We start from the raw sequence: 15,965 nt of genomic DNA, 5'->3' as shown, positions 1-15,965 counted from the left end.
CACGCCCAAGCGGCGCTGCGCGCGCTCTGCGCTTGTCTTGCCGGCGAACCGTGGCAAGCTGCGGCCCCCTTCCCACAGGTGCGCACCATGTCCGACACGCCTCGTTTCCGCATCGGTCAGGGCTTCGACGTCCACGCGTTCGGCGACGGCGACCACGTGATGATCGGCGGCGTGCGTGTGCCGCATGTGCGCGGGGTGCTGGCCCACAGCGACGGCGACGTCGCGCTGCACGCCCTGTGCGATGCGATGCTCGGCGCACTCGCGCTGGGCGACATCGGCGTGCATTTCCCGCCCAGCGACGACCGCTGGAAGGGCGCCGACAGCCGCGCGCTGCTGCGGCATTGCAATGCGCTGCTCGGCGAACGCGGCTGGCGGGTCGGCAATGCCGACGTCACCGTGATCTGCGAGCGGCCGAAGGTCGGCCCGCATGCGCAGGCGATGCGCGAGGCGATTGCCGCTGACCTCGGGGTCGCACTGGACTGCGTCAGCGTCAAGGCCACGACCAGCGAAACCCTCGGCTTCACCGGTCGCGGCGAGGGCATCGCCGCGCAGGCCGCCTGCCTGCTCGTCGCCGCGTGAGTGCGCCCGCGCTGCCGCGCGCCCACGGGCAGGCGGTGCTGTCGGCGACGATCCGCCAGGACGCCGAGGATTTCCGGGTCGACGAGCTCGACGCCTTCGCGCCTTCGGGCAGCGGCGAACATCTGCTGCTGACGATCGAAAAGCGCGGCATGAACACCGCTTTCGTCGCGCGGCTGCTCGCGCAATGGGCCGGCGTCGACGAGCGCGCGGTTGGCTATGCCGGGCTCAAGGACCGCCACGCGTTGACCACCCAGCGCTTCACCGTGCAATTGCCCGGTCGCGATGACCCGGACATCGCGGCGCTCGAGGCAATGGGCGAGGGCCCCGGTCAGCGGCTGCGGGTGCTCGCGACGTCGCGGCATGCACGCAAGCTGCCGCGCGGCGCGCTGGCCGGCAATCGCTTCGTGCTGACCCTGCGCGACGTGGCCGGCGACCGCCCGGCGATCGAGGCCCGGCTGCGCTCGGTCGCCGCCGACGGCGTGCCCAACTACTTCGGCGAGCAGCGCTTCGGCCATGGCGGCGGCAATGTCGACAAGGCGCTGGCCTTCTTCGCCGCGCCGCGTCGGCGGCTGGGCCGCGAGCAGCGTGCGCTGTTGCTGTCCTCGGCGCGTTCGGCGCTGTTCAACCAGGTGCTGGCGGCGCGCGTGACCGCCGGCACCTGGGCGACCGGCTGCGAGGGCGAAGTGTGGATGCTCGACGGTAGCCGCAGCGTGTTCGGCCCTGAGCCGTGGAGCGAGACGCTGGCCGCGCGGGTCGCTGCCCACGACATCCATCCCACCGGGCCGCTATGGGGTCGGGGCGAGCCGCGGGTGGTCGGTGCTGCCCGTGAAGTCGAACTGGCGGCGCTGGCCGATGCGCGCGCGCTGGCCCTGCGCGAGGGGCTTGAGCATGCCGGCCTATCTCAGGAGCGCCGCGCGACCCGCCTGCTGCCTGGCGCGCTGGCCTGGACCTGGCAGGGCGAGGCCTTGCTGCAGGTGGCGTTCGCGCTGCCGCCGGGCTGCTATGCGACCGCGGTCCTCGCCGAATTGGGGACCATCGCCAACGCCGCCGTGCCGCGGACCTTGCCCCCGGAGGCCGCCGACTGAGGCGCAGGTGGGGGCTTGCTCAGCCGCCTATTAGTAGTAATACTACTCATCATGGACCTGTCGCCGACCCAACACGCGATCCTCGACATGATCGCCGACCGCATCGAGCACGAGGGCATGCCGCCCTCGCAGACCGAGATCGCCCGCGCCTTCGGATTCAGCGGCGTCCGCGCCGCGCAGTACCACCTCGACGCACTCGAGGCCGCCGGCGCCATCGAACGGCTGCCCGGCCGCGCACGCGGGATTCGCCTGCGTGTCGCCACACAGCAGGCGACGCTGGCGGAAGTCGTATCCGGCGACGCGCTGCGGTTGCCGGTGCTCGGGCAGGTCGCCGCCGGTATGCCGATCGGCGCCCACGCCCCCGACGACATGCCCACTCCGGACGACTACATCGTGCTGGACCGCGTGCTGTTCTCGCCGTCGCCCGACTACCTGCTCAAGGTCAAGGGCGATTCGATGCGCGACGAGGGCATCTTCGAGGGCGACCTGATCGGCGTGCACCGCACGCGCGACGCGCAATCGGGCCAGATCGTCGTCGCCCGGCTCGACGACGCGATCACCGTCAAGCTGCTGAAGATCGGCAAGGACCGGATCCGCCTGCTGCCGCGCAATCCCGACTACGCCCCGATCGAGGTGCTGCCCGATCAGGATTTCGCGATCGAGGGCCTGTACTGCGGCCTCGTCAGGCCGAACCGGTGACGGCCGCCCGATGAACCGCACGCCGTCCGGTGGCCGACGGGGAGTATCCCGAAGGTCGCGTGCGGACTCCCCCGCTGACCTGCACGCCGATGGCGGTGCAGGATCGAGATCACCGCATCGCGTCGCAGCCTGTGCGATCCAGGCCTGCAACGATGCCTCCAACTTCCCGGAACACGAATGACAAGGACCACCACGATGGACGAGAACAAGAAGCGCGCGCTCGCGGCCGCCCTGGGCCAGATCGAGAAGCAGTTCGGCAAGGGCTCGGTGATGCGCATGGGCGACGGCACCGCTGAGGCGGCCGAGGTCATCGGCACCGGCTCGCTGCAGCTCGACCTCGCGCTCGGCATCGGCGGCCTGCCCAAGGGCCGGGTGGTCGAGATCTACGGGCCCGAGTCGTCGGGCAAGACCACGCTGACGCTGCAGACGATCGCCCAGTGCCAGAAGGCCGGCGGCACCGCGGCGTTCATCGACGCCGAGCACGCGCTCGACCCCACTTACGCCACCAAGCTCGGCGTCAATCTCGACGACCTGCTGGTGTCGCAGCCCGATACCGGCGAGCAGGCGCTGGAGATCGCCGACATGCTGGTGCGCTCCAACGCCGTCGACATGGTGGTCGTCGACTCGGTCGCCGCACTCACACCCAAGGCCGAGATCGAAGGCGAGATGGGCGATCAGCTCCCCGGCCTGCAGGCGCGCCTGATGAGTCAGGCGCTGCGCAAGCTCACCGGCAACATCAAGCGCAGCAACTGCATGGTGATCTTCATCAACCAGCTGCGCATGAAGATCGGCATCATGATGCCGGGCCAGAGCCCGGAAACCACCACCGGCGGCAACGCATTGAAGTTCTACGCCTCGGTCCGCCTGGATATCCGCCGCATCGGCGCGATCAAGAAGGGCGACGAGATCATCGGCAACCAGACGCGCATCAAGGTCGTCAAGAACAAGATGGCGCCTCCGTTCAAGCAGATCGTCACCGAGATCCTCTACGGCGAGGGCATCAGCCGCGAAGGCGAACTGATCGACATGGGCGTGGAAGCCAAGCTGGTCGACAAGGCGGGTGCCTGGTACAGCTGCGGCGACGAGCGCATCGGACAGGGCAAGGAGAACGCGCGGCAGTACCTCAAGGACAACCCGGAAGTCGCTGCCCGGCTCGAGGCCGCGCTGCGCGAACGGCTGATGCCGGCTGTCGTGGTGGCGGGCAATGGCGAAGACGCCGCCGAAGACTGAGGCCAAGGCTGCGGGCGCCCGGCTAGTGTCCGGCATCGGGGACCATGATGGTCCCGTGCCGGACGTTGGGCGGGGCAGCGCGTTGGTGGCCGATGAGGGCGATGCAGTTGAGGCCGCAACCCCGCGTCGGCGCGGTCGCCAGATGACCCCGGCGCAACGGGCGCTGTCGTTGCTGGTGCGGCGCGAGCACTCGCAGTTGGAACTGCGGCGCAAGCTGCTGTCCAAAGGGGTCGAGACCGAGGACGCGGACGCTGCGGTCGAGCGGATGACCCGCGAGGGCTGGCAGGACGACACCCGATTCGCGGCCAGTCTGGCCCGCGCGCGCGCGGGCAATGGCTACGGACCGCTGCGCATCGAGGCCGAACTGGCGATGCATCAGCTCGATTCGGCGCAGGTTGCGGCCGCACTCGACGCGCTGGACGAGGAGGGCGAGGGCGACTGGCAGGCCCGGGCCTGCGACCTGCTGGCCCGGCGCTACGACGGGGCTGCGCTTGAGGCCGATCCGGTGCTCCGGCGCAAGGCCGTGGATTTTCTGCTTCGGCGCGGCTTCGGCGGCGAGCTCGCCTACGCCGCGGTCCGGCGACTGCGCGAGCGCTGAATTCCCGGCGGTGCCGATGGCGCCCGGGCGGACGGGTGGGCCATCGCGGGCGATCGGCCTGCTAATCTTGCGGTTCTTGGGCGCGAGTTCCGGACCGGCCCCGCCAACGGCGGTGATTCCCGGCCTGGGGCATGCCCGTCCCGTCACGCCAGGCACATGACCACGCACAGCTCCACGACCGCGCAGATCCGCAGCGATTTCCTCGAGTTCTTCCGCAGCAAGGGCCACACCATCGTGCCGTCGGCGCCCTTGGTGCCGGGCAACGATCCCACGCTGCTGTTCACCAACTCCGGCATGGTGCAATTCAAGGACGTGTTCCTGGGCGCGGAAAAGCGCAGCTATGTGCGTGCGGCCGACGTGCAGCGCTGCCTGCGCGCGGGCGGCAAGCACAACGATCTCGATGCGGTGGGCTACACCGCGCGTCACCACACGTTCTTCGAGATGCTCGGCAACTGGTCGTTCGGCGACTACTTCAAGAAGGACGCGATCGCCTGGGCCTGGGAGCTGTTGACCGAAGTCTGGAAGCTGCCGGCCGAACGCCTGCTGGTCACCGTCTATCAGACCGATGACGAGGCGTACGCGCTGTGGCGCGACATGGTCGGGGTGCCGGAGGACCGCATCGTGCGCATCGGCGACAACAAGGGCGCGCCGTTCGCTTCCGACAATTTCTGGCAGATGGCCGACACCGGCCCTTGCGGTCCGTGCACCGAGATCTTCTACGACCACGGCGCGCACATTCCCGGCGGCCCGCCCGGTTCGCCCGACGAGGACGGCGACCGTTTCATCGAGATCTGGAACCTGGTGTTCATGCAGTTCGACCGTCAGGCCGACGGTACGCTGGCGCCGTTGCCCGCGCCCTGTGTCGATACCGGCATGGGCCTGGAGCGTCTGGCGGCGATCCTGCAGGGCGTGCACAGCAACTACGAAATCGATCTGTTCCAGGCGCTGATCCGCAAGGCCGCCGAACTCACCGGCACCGCGGACCTGGAGAACAAGTCGCTACGCGTGATCGCCGATCACATCCGCGCCTGCAGCTTCCTGATCGTCGACGGCGTACTGCCCTCCAACGAGGGCCGAGGCTACGTGCTTCGCCGGATCATCCGTCGCGCGCTGCGCCACGGCTGGATGCTGGGCGTGCGTCAGCCGTTCTTCCACGCGATGGTGGACACGCTCGACGCGACGATGGGCGAGGCGTATCCGGAGTTGCGCGACAAGCGCACGCTGGTCGAACGCGCACTGCGCGCCGAAGAGGAGCGCTTTGCCGAGACGCTCGATGCCGGCATGCGCATCTTCGACGAGGTCGCCGCCCGCAGCGAGGGCGCGATTCCCGGCGAGGATGCGTTCCGGCTCTACGACACCTATGGCTTCCCGCTCGACCTCACCGCCGACATCGCGCGTGAGCGCGGGTTGGAGGTCGACATGGCCGGCTTCGACGCCGCGATGCAGCGCCAGCGTGAGACCGCGCGCGCGGCAGGACGCTTCGCGTCGGGCACGGCGCTGCCGGCCGAACTGGTCGCGCAGCTCTCGCCGACCGTGTTCGTCGGCTACGACGCGACGCAGGCGGACGGCTTGGAGGTCGTCGCGCTGCTCAAGGACGGTCGCCCGGTCGATGCGATCGAGGCAGGCGACGAGGCGGTGGTGATCCTGGACCGCACACCGTTCTATGGCGAGTCGGGCGGGCAGGTCGGCGACACCGGCGTGCTCGAGGCCGAGGGGGCGCGCTTCGAAGTCAGCGACACGCAGAAACTTGCCGGCCAGTTCCATGGTCACCTGGGTCGGCTGGTCGACGGTGCGCTGCGGCGAGGCGACCGTGTGCACGGCGCGGTCGATGCCGAGCGCCGTGGCACGATCGTGCTCAACCACAGCGCGACCCACCTGCTGCATGGCGCGTTGCGCGAACTGCTCGGCACGCACGTCGCGCAGAAGGGTTCGTTGGTGGCGCCCGAGCGCCTGCGCTTCGACTTCTCGCATTTCCAGCCGGTCGCGGCCGACGAACTCGCCGAGATCGAGCGCCGGGTCAACGTCGAGGTCCGGGCCAACCATCCGGTCTCGATCGAGCAGATGGACATGCAGGCCGCGCTCGACGCCGGTGCGATTGCGCTGTTCGGCGAGAAGTACGGCGAGCGTGTCCGCGTAGTCACGATGGGCGAGTCGGTCGAACTGTGCGGCGGCACCCACGTCGACCGGACCGGTCGCATCGGGCTGTTCAAGCTGGTGTCCGAGGGCGGTGTGTCGGCCGGCGTGCGCCGGATCGAGGCGCTGACCGGCCAGGCGGCACTCGACCATGTGCGCGCCGAGGAGGACCGGCTGCGGCAGGCCGCGGGGTTGCTGGGCGGCACCGGCGCGGAGGTCGGCGAGCGGCTGCGGGCGCTGCTCGACCGGCAGAAGCAACTCGAGCGCGAGCTCGACGCGCTCAAGGCCAAGGCGGCCAGCGGTGCGACGGCCGACCTCGCCAAGGGCGCGGTCGACGTCGGCGGAACCAAAGTGGTGGCCGCACGCGTCGAGGGACTCGATGCGAAGGCGCTGCGCGATGCGGTCGATCGGCTCAAGCAGCAACTGGGCGATGCGGTCATCGTGCTCGCCGGCGCCAGCGATGGCCGGGCCGCGCTGGTCGCGGGTGTGGCGGGCAGTGCGAGCGGTCGCGTCAAGGCCGGCGAACTGCTGTCGGAGATCGCAGGACGGATCGGTGGTAAAGGCGGTGGGCGCCCGGATTTGGCGCAAGGCGGCGGCGAGGATGGCCCCGCATTGCGATCGGCACTGGCCGATGTCGAGGCCTGGGTCCGGGCGCGGATCGGATAAGCGCACGCTAAACACGTTTCGGACCCGGTTGACCAGCCGCGTTCGAGACGACATCCTTCACGGTTCAATTGGTCTGTAATCGGTTCCCAAGGTCGAGAACGGTCCGAATTTCAGGCCCCGCCGGTGGGGCGTTCCACGCCGGCCTCAGGAGATTTCTATGTTGATTCTGACCCGTCGCGTCGGTGAGACGTTGATGATTGGGGACTCGGTCTCGGTGACGGTACTGGGCGTGAAGGGCAATCAGGTGCGCATCGGCATCACTGCGCCCAAGGACGTCGCCGTCCACCGCGAGGAGATCTACCAGCGGATCCACCGTGGCGAAGGCGTCGACGCACAGGCCGATGTGGACGAGGATTTGCCGCAGACGCGGTGAGTCGGTATCCTTCGCACCGCGTCGCGCGATTGGTCGCATGACGTGATGCTTCGGAGAGTTGCCCGAGAGGCCGAAGGGGCTCCCCTGCTAAGGGAGTATGGGGTCAAAAGCTCCATCGAGGGTTCGAATCCCTCACTCTCCGCCATTGCCTGGATTTTCGACGTCGGCGACACCGACGAAAGAAAAAAAATCTTCGCAAAGGCATTGACGGAATTTTGCTTTACCTGCAAAATTCCGCTCCTGTTCAAGGCGCCCGTAGCTCAGTTGGATAGAGCACCAGGCTACGAACTTGGGGGTCGGAGGTTCGAATCCTTCCGGGCGCGCCAGAACAAACAGAGAAGCCGACGCGAGATCGTCGGCTTTTTTGTTGCCTATTGTTTCGCTCGTCGCAAAGTTCCTACTTCGAGTCCGGCGCGCTACGGACAGCATCGTCGACAGGCCGGCGCGATGACACGTAAACGGGCAGGACGTCCCGCGCGCGACGTCGCTGCAATTGCGGGTCTGCGCATCGCATCGTTTCGCAGGCGAACGCCGACGCACACCGTGGGGTGCCCGTCGATACGCGCGGCCACGTCTGCACGGTCGCGCCATGCCGCGCGGGTGTTCCGCGTTTTCCGGCGCACCGGACGTGCCGGTGCGCCGGCTGCAGCGCTCAGCCGCGGTCGAGATCGAAGGCGATCGGGACCACGCCGATCGCCTCGATCGGCCGACCGTCGCGCATGGCCGGCTGGAACGTCCAGTGCCGTTGCACTTGTCGCAGCGCGGCCTGGTCGAGGTCGCGGTACCCGCTGCTGCGGTGCACCCGCACCGACAGCGGCCGTCCATCGATGCCCACATGCACCTCGAGCTGCACCACGCCGGTATGGCCGGCGCGCAGCGAGGCGCGCGGATAGGGCGGCGGCGGTGCGGCGGCGTATTGCAGCTGCGCGCCGCTCATGGGGGCCGTCAGTGCGGGGGGCGCCACCGCGACCTCGTCACCGAATGCGGGCGCCGTGACCGGGCCGGGTGTGGGGACGGCGACGGCCGCGCTGTCGATCGTGGGCGCGACCGGTGTGGGTGTGGCGACGGCCTGTGGCAGCGATCGCGGTGCGACGATCTCGCCGATCTCTGGCGGCCGCGGCGGCACCGGCGGTGGCGGCGTCAGCCACCGAAACTCGAGCTGCGGCGAGGCATCGGGCAGGGAGAGCCGGTCGCTGCCGCCTGCGGGCACCAGCAGGACCGACAACACCACGGCATTGAAGGCGAGGGTGCCGGCGATGCCGACGATCCGGACCGGGTCCGGACGGCGGTCCGGGTTCGCGAAGCCCCGCATACGGGGAGCGGTCTGCTGCAGCACCATGCGCCACCTCCTTATCGTGCCGGCCGGGCGGCCAGCGGAAGCGTGGCGACCCGGGCCCCGGCAGCGCCGGGCACGGTCGCCGTGTCTGCCTGCAAACTGGGCACCGATGCTGCGGCGAGGCAAGCGGCCCGCGACGGGTGGTCGTTACCGACGGACAGACGGTCCGGCCGCGCGGTGCGCGACCGGACCGCCTGGCGCGTCATTCGCCGGGCATGCTTTCCGGTTCGCGGTCCAGACCGCCTTCGTCCGGATTGCGCTTGCGCTTTGGGTCGGGCTGGCGCGCCTCCTCGTGGTCGCGCGGGTGATTCTCCGAGTAGCCCGGCGTCTGGCCCGGCTTGGGCGGGGCGACGGGCGGCGTGTCCTTGCGGCTCATGTCAGCGGCCCAGTTCGAACACGACATTGAGGTTCGCACTGAGCGAGCTTTCGCCCGGCGCGATCGGGGTGGAGGCGTCCTGCGCCACCATGCGCATTGCCATCGCCGGACGGGGCGGGGCGAAGCCGCCGCCCTCGCTGATGCTGACGATCCGCCGCACGCGCATGCCGAGCGAATTGGCGTAGAGCTCGGCACGCTGCTGCGCCAGCTTCAGCGCTGCGGCGCGGGCTTCGTCCTCCACCGCTTCGGCATTGTCGATCTCGAACGTCGGCCCGTTGATCTGGTTGGCGCCACTGGCGACCAGGGCATCGAGTACCGAGCCGAGCCGGCGCAGGTCGCGGACCTTCAGATTGACCGTGTTGCTGGCTTGGTAGCCAGTGATCGTCGGCGGCTGGTTGTCGGCGTAGTGATACTGCGGGCTCAGGTTGATGCCCGAAGTCTGCACGTCGCGCTCGGCGATGCCGGCGGCCTTGATTGCAGCGGTGAGCCGGGTCATCTGTTCGGCGTTGGCGCGCATGGCGCCGTTGGCGTCGACGGCCTGCGTGACCACGCCGGTCGACAGGGTCGCGATGTCGGGCACGCGGCTGGCCTCGGCCCTGGCCGAGATCGACAGCATGGTGCCGTCGGCGGGGGTGGCGACCTGAGGGTCCTGGGCGGTGGCAGTCATCGAAACGGTCCCAAGGGCAAGGCTGCAGGCAAGCAGCAAGGGGCGAAGCGGATTGGGGCGCATGGTGGTCTCCAAGGACGACGGAACAAGGGTCGTCACGGGGCAGTGAACGGGTCGTGAGCCGGAACGGGGTTGATCCCCGTGGTGTCGACGGCTGCGCGGCCGCTGCGCGGTATCCTTGCCGGATGCTGTATCTCGCCTCGCAATCCCCTCGCCGCCGCGCCTTGCTGGCCCAGTTCGGACTCCCGTTCGGGGTCATTGACGTCGATGTCGTCGAGTGCCGTGATCCGGGCGAGGGCCCGGACGAGTACGTGCGTCGTGTCGCACGCGACAAGGCCGGTGCAGGGCTGCGCACGTTGGCAGCCGAGCCCGGCGCGGTCGTGCTCGGCGCCGACACCGAGGTTGTTCTCAATGGCGACGTCTTCGGCAAGCCGCGCGATGATGCCGAAGCTGCCTCGATGCTGCGCAAGCTCTCGGGGCGGACGCACCAGGTGATCTCGTCGGTGGCGCTGGTCGGCGCCGATCGACAGGCCCAGACGATGGTGATCACCGATGTCACCTTCGCGCCGCTCGACGAGGCGACCATCGCGGCCTATGTCGCCACCGGCGAGCCGCGCGGCAAGGCCGGCGGCTACGCGATTCAGGGCGGTGCGGCGCTGTTCGTCGCGCACCTGTCCGGCAGCTATTCGGGCGTGGTCGGCCTGCCGCTGCAGCAGACCGGTGCGCTGCTGCGCGATTTCGGGTTGGCGCCGCGGCCGTTCGTCGCCGACGCGCAGGAGGCCTGAGCCCGCATGTCGGAAGAGATCCTCATCAACGTCACCCCGCGCGAGACGCGCGTGGCCGTGGTCGAGAACGGCATGCTGCAGGAGCTGCACATCGAGCGCGGCTGGCGGCGTGGGGTGGTCGGCAACATCTACAAGGGCCGGGTGCAGCGGGTGATGCCGGGCATGCAGGCGGCGTTCGTCGACATCGGCCTGGAGCGCGCGGCCTTCCTGCACGCCAACGACGTGATGCGCGCGCCGCAGGCCAACGGCGATGGCGACGGCGAGAGCCTGTTCCCGCCGTCCGGGCCGACGCTGCCGGTCAACGAGCTGCTGCGCGACGGGCAGGAAATCGTCGTCCAGGTGGTCAAGGACCCGATCGGCAGCAAGGGCGCACGGCTGACGACCCAGATCAGCATTCCCTCGCGCTACCTCGTGCTGCTGCCGCAGTCGCGCGCGGTGGGCGTGTCGGCGCGGATCGAGGACGAGGCCGAGCGGGTGCGGCTCAAGACGCTGGTGTCCGAGCTGGCCGCCGCCACCGGCGGCCACGGCTACATCGTGCGCACCAATGCCGAAGGCCAGAGTGCGGAAGCGCTGGCCGAGGACATCGCCTATCTGCAGCGGGCCTGGGCGCTGATCGAGCGCACGGTCGGCGAGGCGAAGGTCGGCAGCCGGGTCTACGAGGACCTGACCCTGCCGATGCGCGCGGTGCGCGACCTGATGCGCCGCGATGTCGACAAGGTCAAGGTCGACTCACGCGACACCTACGAAAAGCTGTGCGTGTTCGCCGCGCAGTACCTGCCGGCGCCCGGACCGGCCGAGCAGGCGCGGCTGGTGGACCGGATCGAATGCTATGCCGGGTCGCGACCGATCTTCGACCTGTACGGGGTCGAGGACGAGATCCAGCGGGCGCTCAACAAGGAGGTCCCGCTCAAGTCCGGCGGCACGCTGGTGATCGACCAGACCGAGGCGATGACCACCGTCGACGTCAACACCGGCTCGTTCCTGGGCCAGCGCAACCTCGAGGAGACGGTGTTCCGCACCAACCTGGAGGCCGCGCAGGCGGTCGCCCGGCAACTGCGGCTGCGTAACCTGGGCGGCATCATCATTATCGACTTCATCGACATGGCCGACCCCGAGCACCGCCGCCAAGTGCTGCGCACGCTCGAAAAATCGCTCGCGCGCGACCATGCCAAGACCACCGTCTACGACTTCTCACCGCTGGGCCTGGTCGAGATGACCCGCAAGCGCACCGTCGAGAGCCTGCAGCGCCAGCTCGGCGAGTCGTGCGGCGCCTGCGGCGGCCGCGGCATCGTCAAGACCGTCGAGACGGTGACCTACGAGATCTTCCGCGAGATCGTGCGCGCGGTGCGCCAGTTCGATGCCGACCGGCTGTTGGTGATCGCCTCGCCCAAGGTCGTGATGGCGATCACCGACGAAGAGTCTGCTGCGGTGGTCGAGCTCGAAGAGTTCCTCGGCAAGTCGATCCGGTTCCAGTCCGACGACCAGTACCTGCAGGAGCAGTTCGACGTTGTGCTGCTCTAGGGCACGACGATGACCGCGGCGTGGGCGAAGCGCCTGCGACGCGCGCATCTGGGCGCGTTGTACGTGGCGGCGTTGTCGGTGGTGCTGATCGCGATCGGCGCCGTGGCGCTGGCGCAGTTGGCGTTGCCGTGGGCCGAGCGCAATCCGCGCAGCGTCGAGCGCTGGCTCAGCGAGCGCGCCGGCCGGCCGGTCGCCTTCGAGACCCTGCGTACCGAGTGGAGCCGGCGCGGGCCGCTGCTGCGGGTGACCGGGCTGCGCATCGGCGAGCCGGCGACCGCAGTGCCGATCGACAGCGCCGAGATCCAGGTCGCGCCGTATTCGGGCCTGCTGCCGGGCCGCTCGCTGACCGAGCTGCGGATTCAGGGGCTGGCGCTGACCCTTGAGCGCGACGACGACGGCGGCTGGCATGTCCGCGGTCTGCCGGGCAGCGCGACGCCTAACGAAGATCCGCTGGGCGCGCTCGAAGGCCTGGGCGAGCTGCAGGTGATCGGCGCCCGACTCACGATCGATGCGCCCTCGCTGTCGCTGCGGCACACACTGCCGCGGGTGGATCTGCGGATGCAGGTCGACCGGCGCCGGGTGCGTGCCGCGGCCAAGGCCTGGGTCGAGGTCGACGGGGCGCCGCTGGATCTGCGGGTCGATTTATTGCGCGACGACCTCACCGGCCGCGCCTACGTCGCGATGCCGCGCAACGACCTTCAGGTCTGGTCGCCGTTGCTGGCGCCCAGCGGTGCGGCGATCGGCGAAGGTCACGGCCGGGTCGCGGCGTGGCTGGAACTGCGTGATCGCCGGGTGGTCGCGGCCACGGCCGACATCGCGCTCGACACGCTGTCGCTGCGACGCGCCGTGCCGAGCGGGCAGCGGAGCGCCGCCCAAGGCGCGGTGGCATTCGACGGCGTGCGCGCACAACTGCGCTGGGAGCACGAGGGCGCGGACTGGCGACTCGACGCGCCGACGCTGCGCATGGTTCAGCACGGTCGCGAGCAGACGCTCGACGGGCTGGTGCTGGCCGGCGGCTCGCGTTACGCCATGCGCGCCGCACGCGTCGAGGTCGCACCGCTGCTGGCGCTGGCCGCGCTCGGCGATGGCCTGTCGCCGTCGCTGCGCGACTGGCTGCAGACCGCAGCGCCCCAGGCGGTGCTGGCCGATGTCGAGGTCGCCGCGTTGCCCGGCGGACCGGCCCGTGTCGCCGCGCGCATCGAGAATCTGGGATTCGCGCCGGTCGGAACGACGCCGGGGCTGCATGGGCTGACCGGCACCCTGGCCGGCGATGCCGATGGCCTGGTCTTCCGTCCTGATCCAAAGGCCCGTCCGGTGTTCGATTGGCCCAAGGGCTTCGGCGTGCCGCATCCGCTGCGGCTCGAGGGCGAGATCGCCGCTTGGCGCGAGGATGGCGACTGGCGTGTCGAGACACCGGCGCTGCGGATCGAAGGCGATGGCTACGCCGCGGACGTGCGCGGTGGCCTGGCGTTCCACGGCAATGGCGCCCGCCCGCGTATCGACCTAGCGGCGGTGGTCGACCCGGCGCAGGTGCCGATCGCCAAGAAATTCTGGGTGCGCCATGAAATGCCGGCAGCCGCGATGGAGTGGCTGAATATGGCGCTGGTCGCCGGCACCGTCCGCGACGGCCGTGCGATCGTCTCCGGCGAACTGGGCGACTGGCCTTTCAGCAGCGCCGACGGACATGATCGACGGGGCGTGTTCGACGCGCGGGCGCGGATCGAGGATGCGACGATCCGCTTTCAGGACGACTGGCCGGCGCTGGAGCGGATGCGCGGGCGGGTGCGTTTCGTCAACGATGGCTTCTCGGTCGAGGACGCGCAGGGCGAACTGGCCGGGGTGCCGGTGCGCACGATCGAGGCCGGCATGCGGCACTATTCGCACAGTCCGGTCGACGTCCGCGCCACCACGCAGGCCGATGCCGGCGCGTTGCTGACGCTGATGCAGCAAAGCCCGTTCCACGCCGAGCATGCCGAGACGCTCGACAACCTCGAGGTGTCCGGTCCGGCGCGCGTCGCACTGACGCTGGCGGTGCCGCACGGCGCGCCAGTGCGGCTCGACGGCAGCGTCGCGCTGGACGGCGTGTCGGCGCGCGAACGCCGTTTTTCGCTCGACTTCGCCGGCGTGCGCGGCAGCGCGCGGTTCGACCAGAACGGGTTTTCCGGTGAGCGCCTGGCGGCTCGCACCGAGGGGCGCGTCGGCACGCTGGCGCTGCGCGCGGGCGAGGGGCATGTGCGCGATCGCGCCCAGGCGTTCGAAGCCGAGCTCGACACCACGCTCGCCGCCGGCGATCTGCTCGCCCGCGCGCCCGATCTGAACTGGCTGCGCCCGCATGTCGACGGCGCGGCGCCCTGGCAGGTGCAGGTCTCGGTGGCGCGCGCGCCCGCGCCGGGCCAGGCGCCGGCGCGCCTGCTGCTGCGCTCGGATCTGGTCGGCACCGCGTTGCGGCTGCCAGCGCCGCTGGCCAAACCGGCCGGCGAAGCGCTGCGCACGACGATCGAAACGCCGCTGCCGTTCGATGCTGGCGACATCGCGGTTGGATTCGGCGATCGGCTCGCGGTGCGTGCGCGTGCGCGCGATGCCGGGACCGGCGTGCGTCTGATGTTCGGCAGCGCACGTGTCGCCGAGGCGCCGCCGGCGTCGGGCATCGCGATCGGCGGGCGAACCCCGGTGATCGAACTCGTTGACTGGCTCGGCTTGGCGGCCAGCGACGACGACGGTGAGGATGCGCCGCGCCTGGTCGGCATCGACCTGACAGCGCTCGACCTGCGCCTGCCCGGCGCCGGCTTCGGCCAGACCCGGATCACCGCGGTCCGGCAGGGCGCCGGCACCAACCTGCGTTTCGATGGTGCGGCGCTCGCGGGAGGCGTGCGTGTGCCCGACGCCGACGGTGCGCCGGTGGTCGCGACGCTGCAGCGGCTGCATTGGCCGATGCAGCCGCAGGCGCCGGGCGAGGCATCGTCGGCAGGGCCACCGCCACCGCCACCGCTGCCGCCAGCGCCCCGCGACGATGCCGACACGATCGATCCGGCGACGCTGCGGCCGATCCGGCTGGCGGTCGAGGACCTGCGCGTCGGCACTCTCCAACTCGGCACCGCCGACGGCAGCCTGGTGCCTGTGCCCGGTGGTGTCGCGCTCGATCACTTACGCGTGCAGTCGCCCCAGCACCGGATCGAACTGCGCGGCCACTGGACTGGACGCGGCACCGGTGCGCGGACAACGCTCGAGGCCGATCTGGAGAGCGATGATTTCGGTCGGCTGGCATCCGGTCTTGGATTTGCTGGCAGTATCGTCGGCGGCCAGGGGCGGGTGGACTTCGATGCCGCCTGGCCCGGCGCGCCCAATGCGTTCGCGGTCGCATCGCTGGAAGGCGCGCTGCAGGTGACGGTCAAGGACGGCCAACTGGTCGAGGTCGAGCCCGGGGCCGGACGTGTGCTGGGCCTGCTGAGCGTGGCCGAGCTGCCGCGCCGGCTGATGCTCGATTTCCGCGATTTCTTCAACCGCGGCTTCGGCTTCAGCCGGATTGCCGGCGAGATCCGCTTCGGCCAGGGCCTGGCCCGCAGCGATGGCGTGACGATCGATGGCCCTGCGGCGGAAATCCGCATCCGCGGCACCGCCGACCTGCAGGCGCGCACCCACGACCAGAACATCGAAGTGCTGCCCAAGACCGGCAACCTGCTGCCCGCGGTCGGTGCGCTGACCGCAGGTCCAGTGGGCGCGGCGGTGGGCGCGGTCGCCAATGCAGTGCTGCGGCGGCCGTTGGCCGAGATGGGCGCGCGCAACTACCACGTCAGCGGCCCCTGGCAGGATCCGAAGGTCGAGGTCGTCGAGCGCCGCGATGCACCGCCGCCGGAGGCGACGCCGTCGCCGTCGACCGGCCCTTAGCCGATCGCCGACGTCGCCGCAGCGCGCGGTGG

Annotated in this window: 13 protein-coding genes and 2 tRNA genes; 12 read left to right on the top strand and 3 right to left on the bottom strand. The window is 70.2% G+C overall.

The window, feature by feature from the left end; all coding sequences use genetic code 11:
- The first annotated feature begins 87 nt into the window (after positions 1-87).
- The 9 genes from ispF (at position 88) to MNO14_RS11175 (ending at position 7,689) form a co-directional block, all read left to right on the top strand.
- Positions 88-579, top strand: coding sequence for a 2-C-methyl-D-erythritol 2,4-cyclodiphosphate synthase (gene ispF / locus MNO14_RS11215; RefSeq protein ID WP_241943823.1), 492 nt, complete (start codon positions 88-90; stop codon positions 577-579).
- The gene (gene truD, locus MNO14_RS11210; RefSeq protein ID WP_241943822.1) at positions 576-1,664 is read left to right on the top strand and encodes a tRNA pseudouridine(13) synthase TruD; all 1,089 of its coding nucleotides are present in this window, start codon (positions 576-578) and stop codon (positions 1,662-1,664) included. Before ispF ends, truD begins: the two co-directional genes overlap by 4 nt.
- Positions 1,665-1,715: 51 nt before the next feature.
- Positions 1,716-2,363, top strand: coding sequence for a transcriptional repressor LexA (gene lexA, locus MNO14_RS11205; RefSeq protein WP_241946324.1), 648 nt, complete (start codon positions 1,716-1,718; stop codon positions 2,361-2,363).
- 195 nt (positions 2,364-2,558) lie between these two features.
- Entirely contained in the window at positions 2,559-3,593 is a 1,035-nt protein-coding gene (recA, locus tag MNO14_RS11200; protein ID WP_241946323.1) for a recombinase RecA, read from the top strand.
- 142 nt (positions 3,594-3,735) lie between these two features.
- Complete coding sequence (locus tag MNO14_RS11195) at positions 3,736-4,191, top strand: regulatory protein RecX (RefSeq protein WP_241943821.1); 456 nt, start codon at positions 3,736-3,738, stop codon at positions 4,189-4,191.
- A 156-nt stretch (positions 4,192-4,347) separates the two neighbouring features.
- On the top strand, positions 4,348-6,990 hold the full coding sequence (gene alaS / locus MNO14_RS11190; RefSeq protein WP_241943820.1) for an alanine--tRNA ligase: 2,643 nt from the start codon (positions 4,348-4,350) through the stop codon (positions 6,988-6,990).
- Between the two features lie 157 nt (positions 6,991-7,147).
- Positions 7,148-7,363, top strand: a complete 216-nt coding sequence (csrA, locus tag MNO14_RS11185; protein ID WP_241943819.1) for a carbon storage regulator CsrA — start codon at positions 7,148-7,150, stop codon at positions 7,361-7,363.
- A 52-nt stretch (positions 7,364-7,415) separates the two neighbouring features.
- Positions 7,416-7,508 (top strand) — tRNA-Ser (locus MNO14_RS11180).
- Between the two features lie 104 nt (positions 7,509-7,612).
- Positions 7,613-7,689 (top strand) — tRNA-Arg (locus MNO14_RS11175).
- Positions 7,690-8,015: 326 nt separating this feature from the next.
- On the opposite strand, the gene MNO14_RS11170 is transcribed toward MNO14_RS11175, so the two are convergent.
- The 3 genes from MNO14_RS11170 to MNO14_RS11160 form a co-directional block, all read right to left on the bottom strand.
- Positions 8,016-8,702: an energy transducer TonB gene (locus tag MNO14_RS11170; protein ID WP_241943818.1), complete on the bottom strand. Its 687-nt coding sequence runs from the start codon at positions 8,700-8,702 to the stop codon at positions 8,016-8,018.
- Positions 8,703-8,901: 199 nt separating this feature from the next.
- Positions 8,902-9,075, bottom strand: a complete 174-nt coding sequence (locus MNO14_RS11165) for a hypothetical protein (RefSeq protein WP_241943817.1) — start codon at positions 9,073-9,075, stop codon at positions 8,902-8,904.
- A 1-nt stretch (position 9,076) separates the two neighbouring features.
- Complete coding sequence (locus tag MNO14_RS11160) at positions 9,077-9,805, bottom strand: SIMPL domain-containing protein (RefSeq protein ID WP_241943816.1); 729 nt, start codon at positions 9,803-9,805, stop codon at positions 9,077-9,079.
- A 122-nt stretch (positions 9,806-9,927) separates the two neighbouring features.
- On the opposite strand from MNO14_RS11160, the gene MNO14_RS11155 reads away from it, so the two are divergent.
- From MNO14_RS11155 to MNO14_RS11145, 3 genes are read left to right on the top strand one after another with little or no spacing between them, the layout of a single operon-like run.
- The gene (locus MNO14_RS11155) at positions 9,928-10,527 is read left to right on the top strand and encodes a Maf family protein (RefSeq protein ID WP_241943815.1); all 600 of its coding nucleotides are present in this window, start codon (positions 9,928-9,930) and stop codon (positions 10,525-10,527) included.
- 6 nt (positions 10,528-10,533) lie between these two features.
- The gene (rng, locus tag MNO14_RS11150; RefSeq protein WP_241943814.1) at positions 10,534-12,048 is read left to right on the top strand and encodes a ribonuclease G; all 1,515 of its coding nucleotides are present in this window, start codon (positions 10,534-10,536) and stop codon (positions 12,046-12,048) included.
- Positions 12,049-12,057: 9 nt separating this feature from the next.
- A complete protein-coding gene (locus MNO14_RS11145; protein ID WP_241943813.1) occupies positions 12,058-15,933 on the top strand; it encodes a YhdP family protein in 3,876 nt (1,291 codons plus the stop codon).
- The last annotated feature ends 32 nt before the right edge of the window (positions 15,934-15,965 follow it).

The organism is Luteimonas sp. S4-F44, from assembly GCF_022637415.1.
In the GTDB taxonomy this organism is placed as follows: domain Bacteria; phylum Pseudomonadota; class Gammaproteobacteria; order Xanthomonadales; family Xanthomonadaceae; genus Luteimonas.
The sequence above is the reverse complement of the archived record's forward strand: the minus strand, read 5'-3'. Positions and strand labels throughout refer to the sequence as shown.

What these genes read in the sequence shown, in the direction of transcription:
- ispF (WP_241943823.1), top strand. Translation starts at nt 88, where the DNA reads ATGTCCGACACGCCTCGTTTCCGCATCGGTCAGGGCTTCGACGTCCAC.
- lexA (WP_241946324.1), top strand. Translation starts at nt 1,716, where the DNA reads ATGGACCTGTCGCCGACCCAACACGCGATCCTCGACATGATCGCCGAC.
- recA (WP_241946323.1), top strand. Translation starts at nt 2,559, where the DNA reads ATGGACGAGAACAAGAAGCGCGCGCTCGCGGCCGCCCTGGGCCAGATC.
- MNO14_RS11195 (WP_241943821.1), top strand. Translation starts at nt 3,736, where the DNA reads ATGACCCCGGCGCAACGGGCGCTGTCGTTGCTGGTGCGGCGCGAGCAC.
- alaS (WP_241943820.1), top strand. Translation starts at nt 4,348, where the DNA reads ATGACCACGCACAGCTCCACGACCGCGCAGATCCGCAGCGATTTCCTC.
- csrA (WP_241943819.1), top strand. Translation starts at nt 7,148, where the DNA reads ATGTTGATTCTGACCCGTCGCGTCGGTGAGACGTTGATGATTGGGGAC.
- MNO14_RS11170 (WP_241943818.1), bottom strand. Translation starts at nt 8,702, where the DNA reads ATGGTGCTGCAGCAGACCGCTCCCCGTATGCGGGGCTTCGCGAACCCG.
- MNO14_RS11165 (WP_241943817.1), bottom strand. Translation starts at nt 9,075, where the DNA reads ATGAGCCGCAAGGACACGCCGCCCGTCGCCCCGCCCAAGCCGGGCCAG.
- MNO14_RS11160 (WP_241943816.1), bottom strand. Translation starts at nt 9,805, where the DNA reads ATGCGCCCCAATCCGCTTCGCCCCTTGCTGCTTGCCTGCAGCCTTGCC.
- MNO14_RS11155 (WP_241943815.1), top strand. Translation starts at nt 9,928, where the DNA reads ATGCTGTATCTCGCCTCGCAATCCCCTCGCCGCCGCGCCTTGCTGGCC.
- rng (WP_241943814.1), top strand. Translation starts at nt 10,534, where the DNA reads ATGTCGGAAGAGATCCTCATCAACGTCACCCCGCGCGAGACGCGCGTG.
- MNO14_RS11145 (WP_241943813.1), top strand. Translation starts at nt 12,058, where the DNA reads ATGACCGCGGCGTGGGCGAAGCGCCTGCGACGCGCGCATCTGGGCGCG.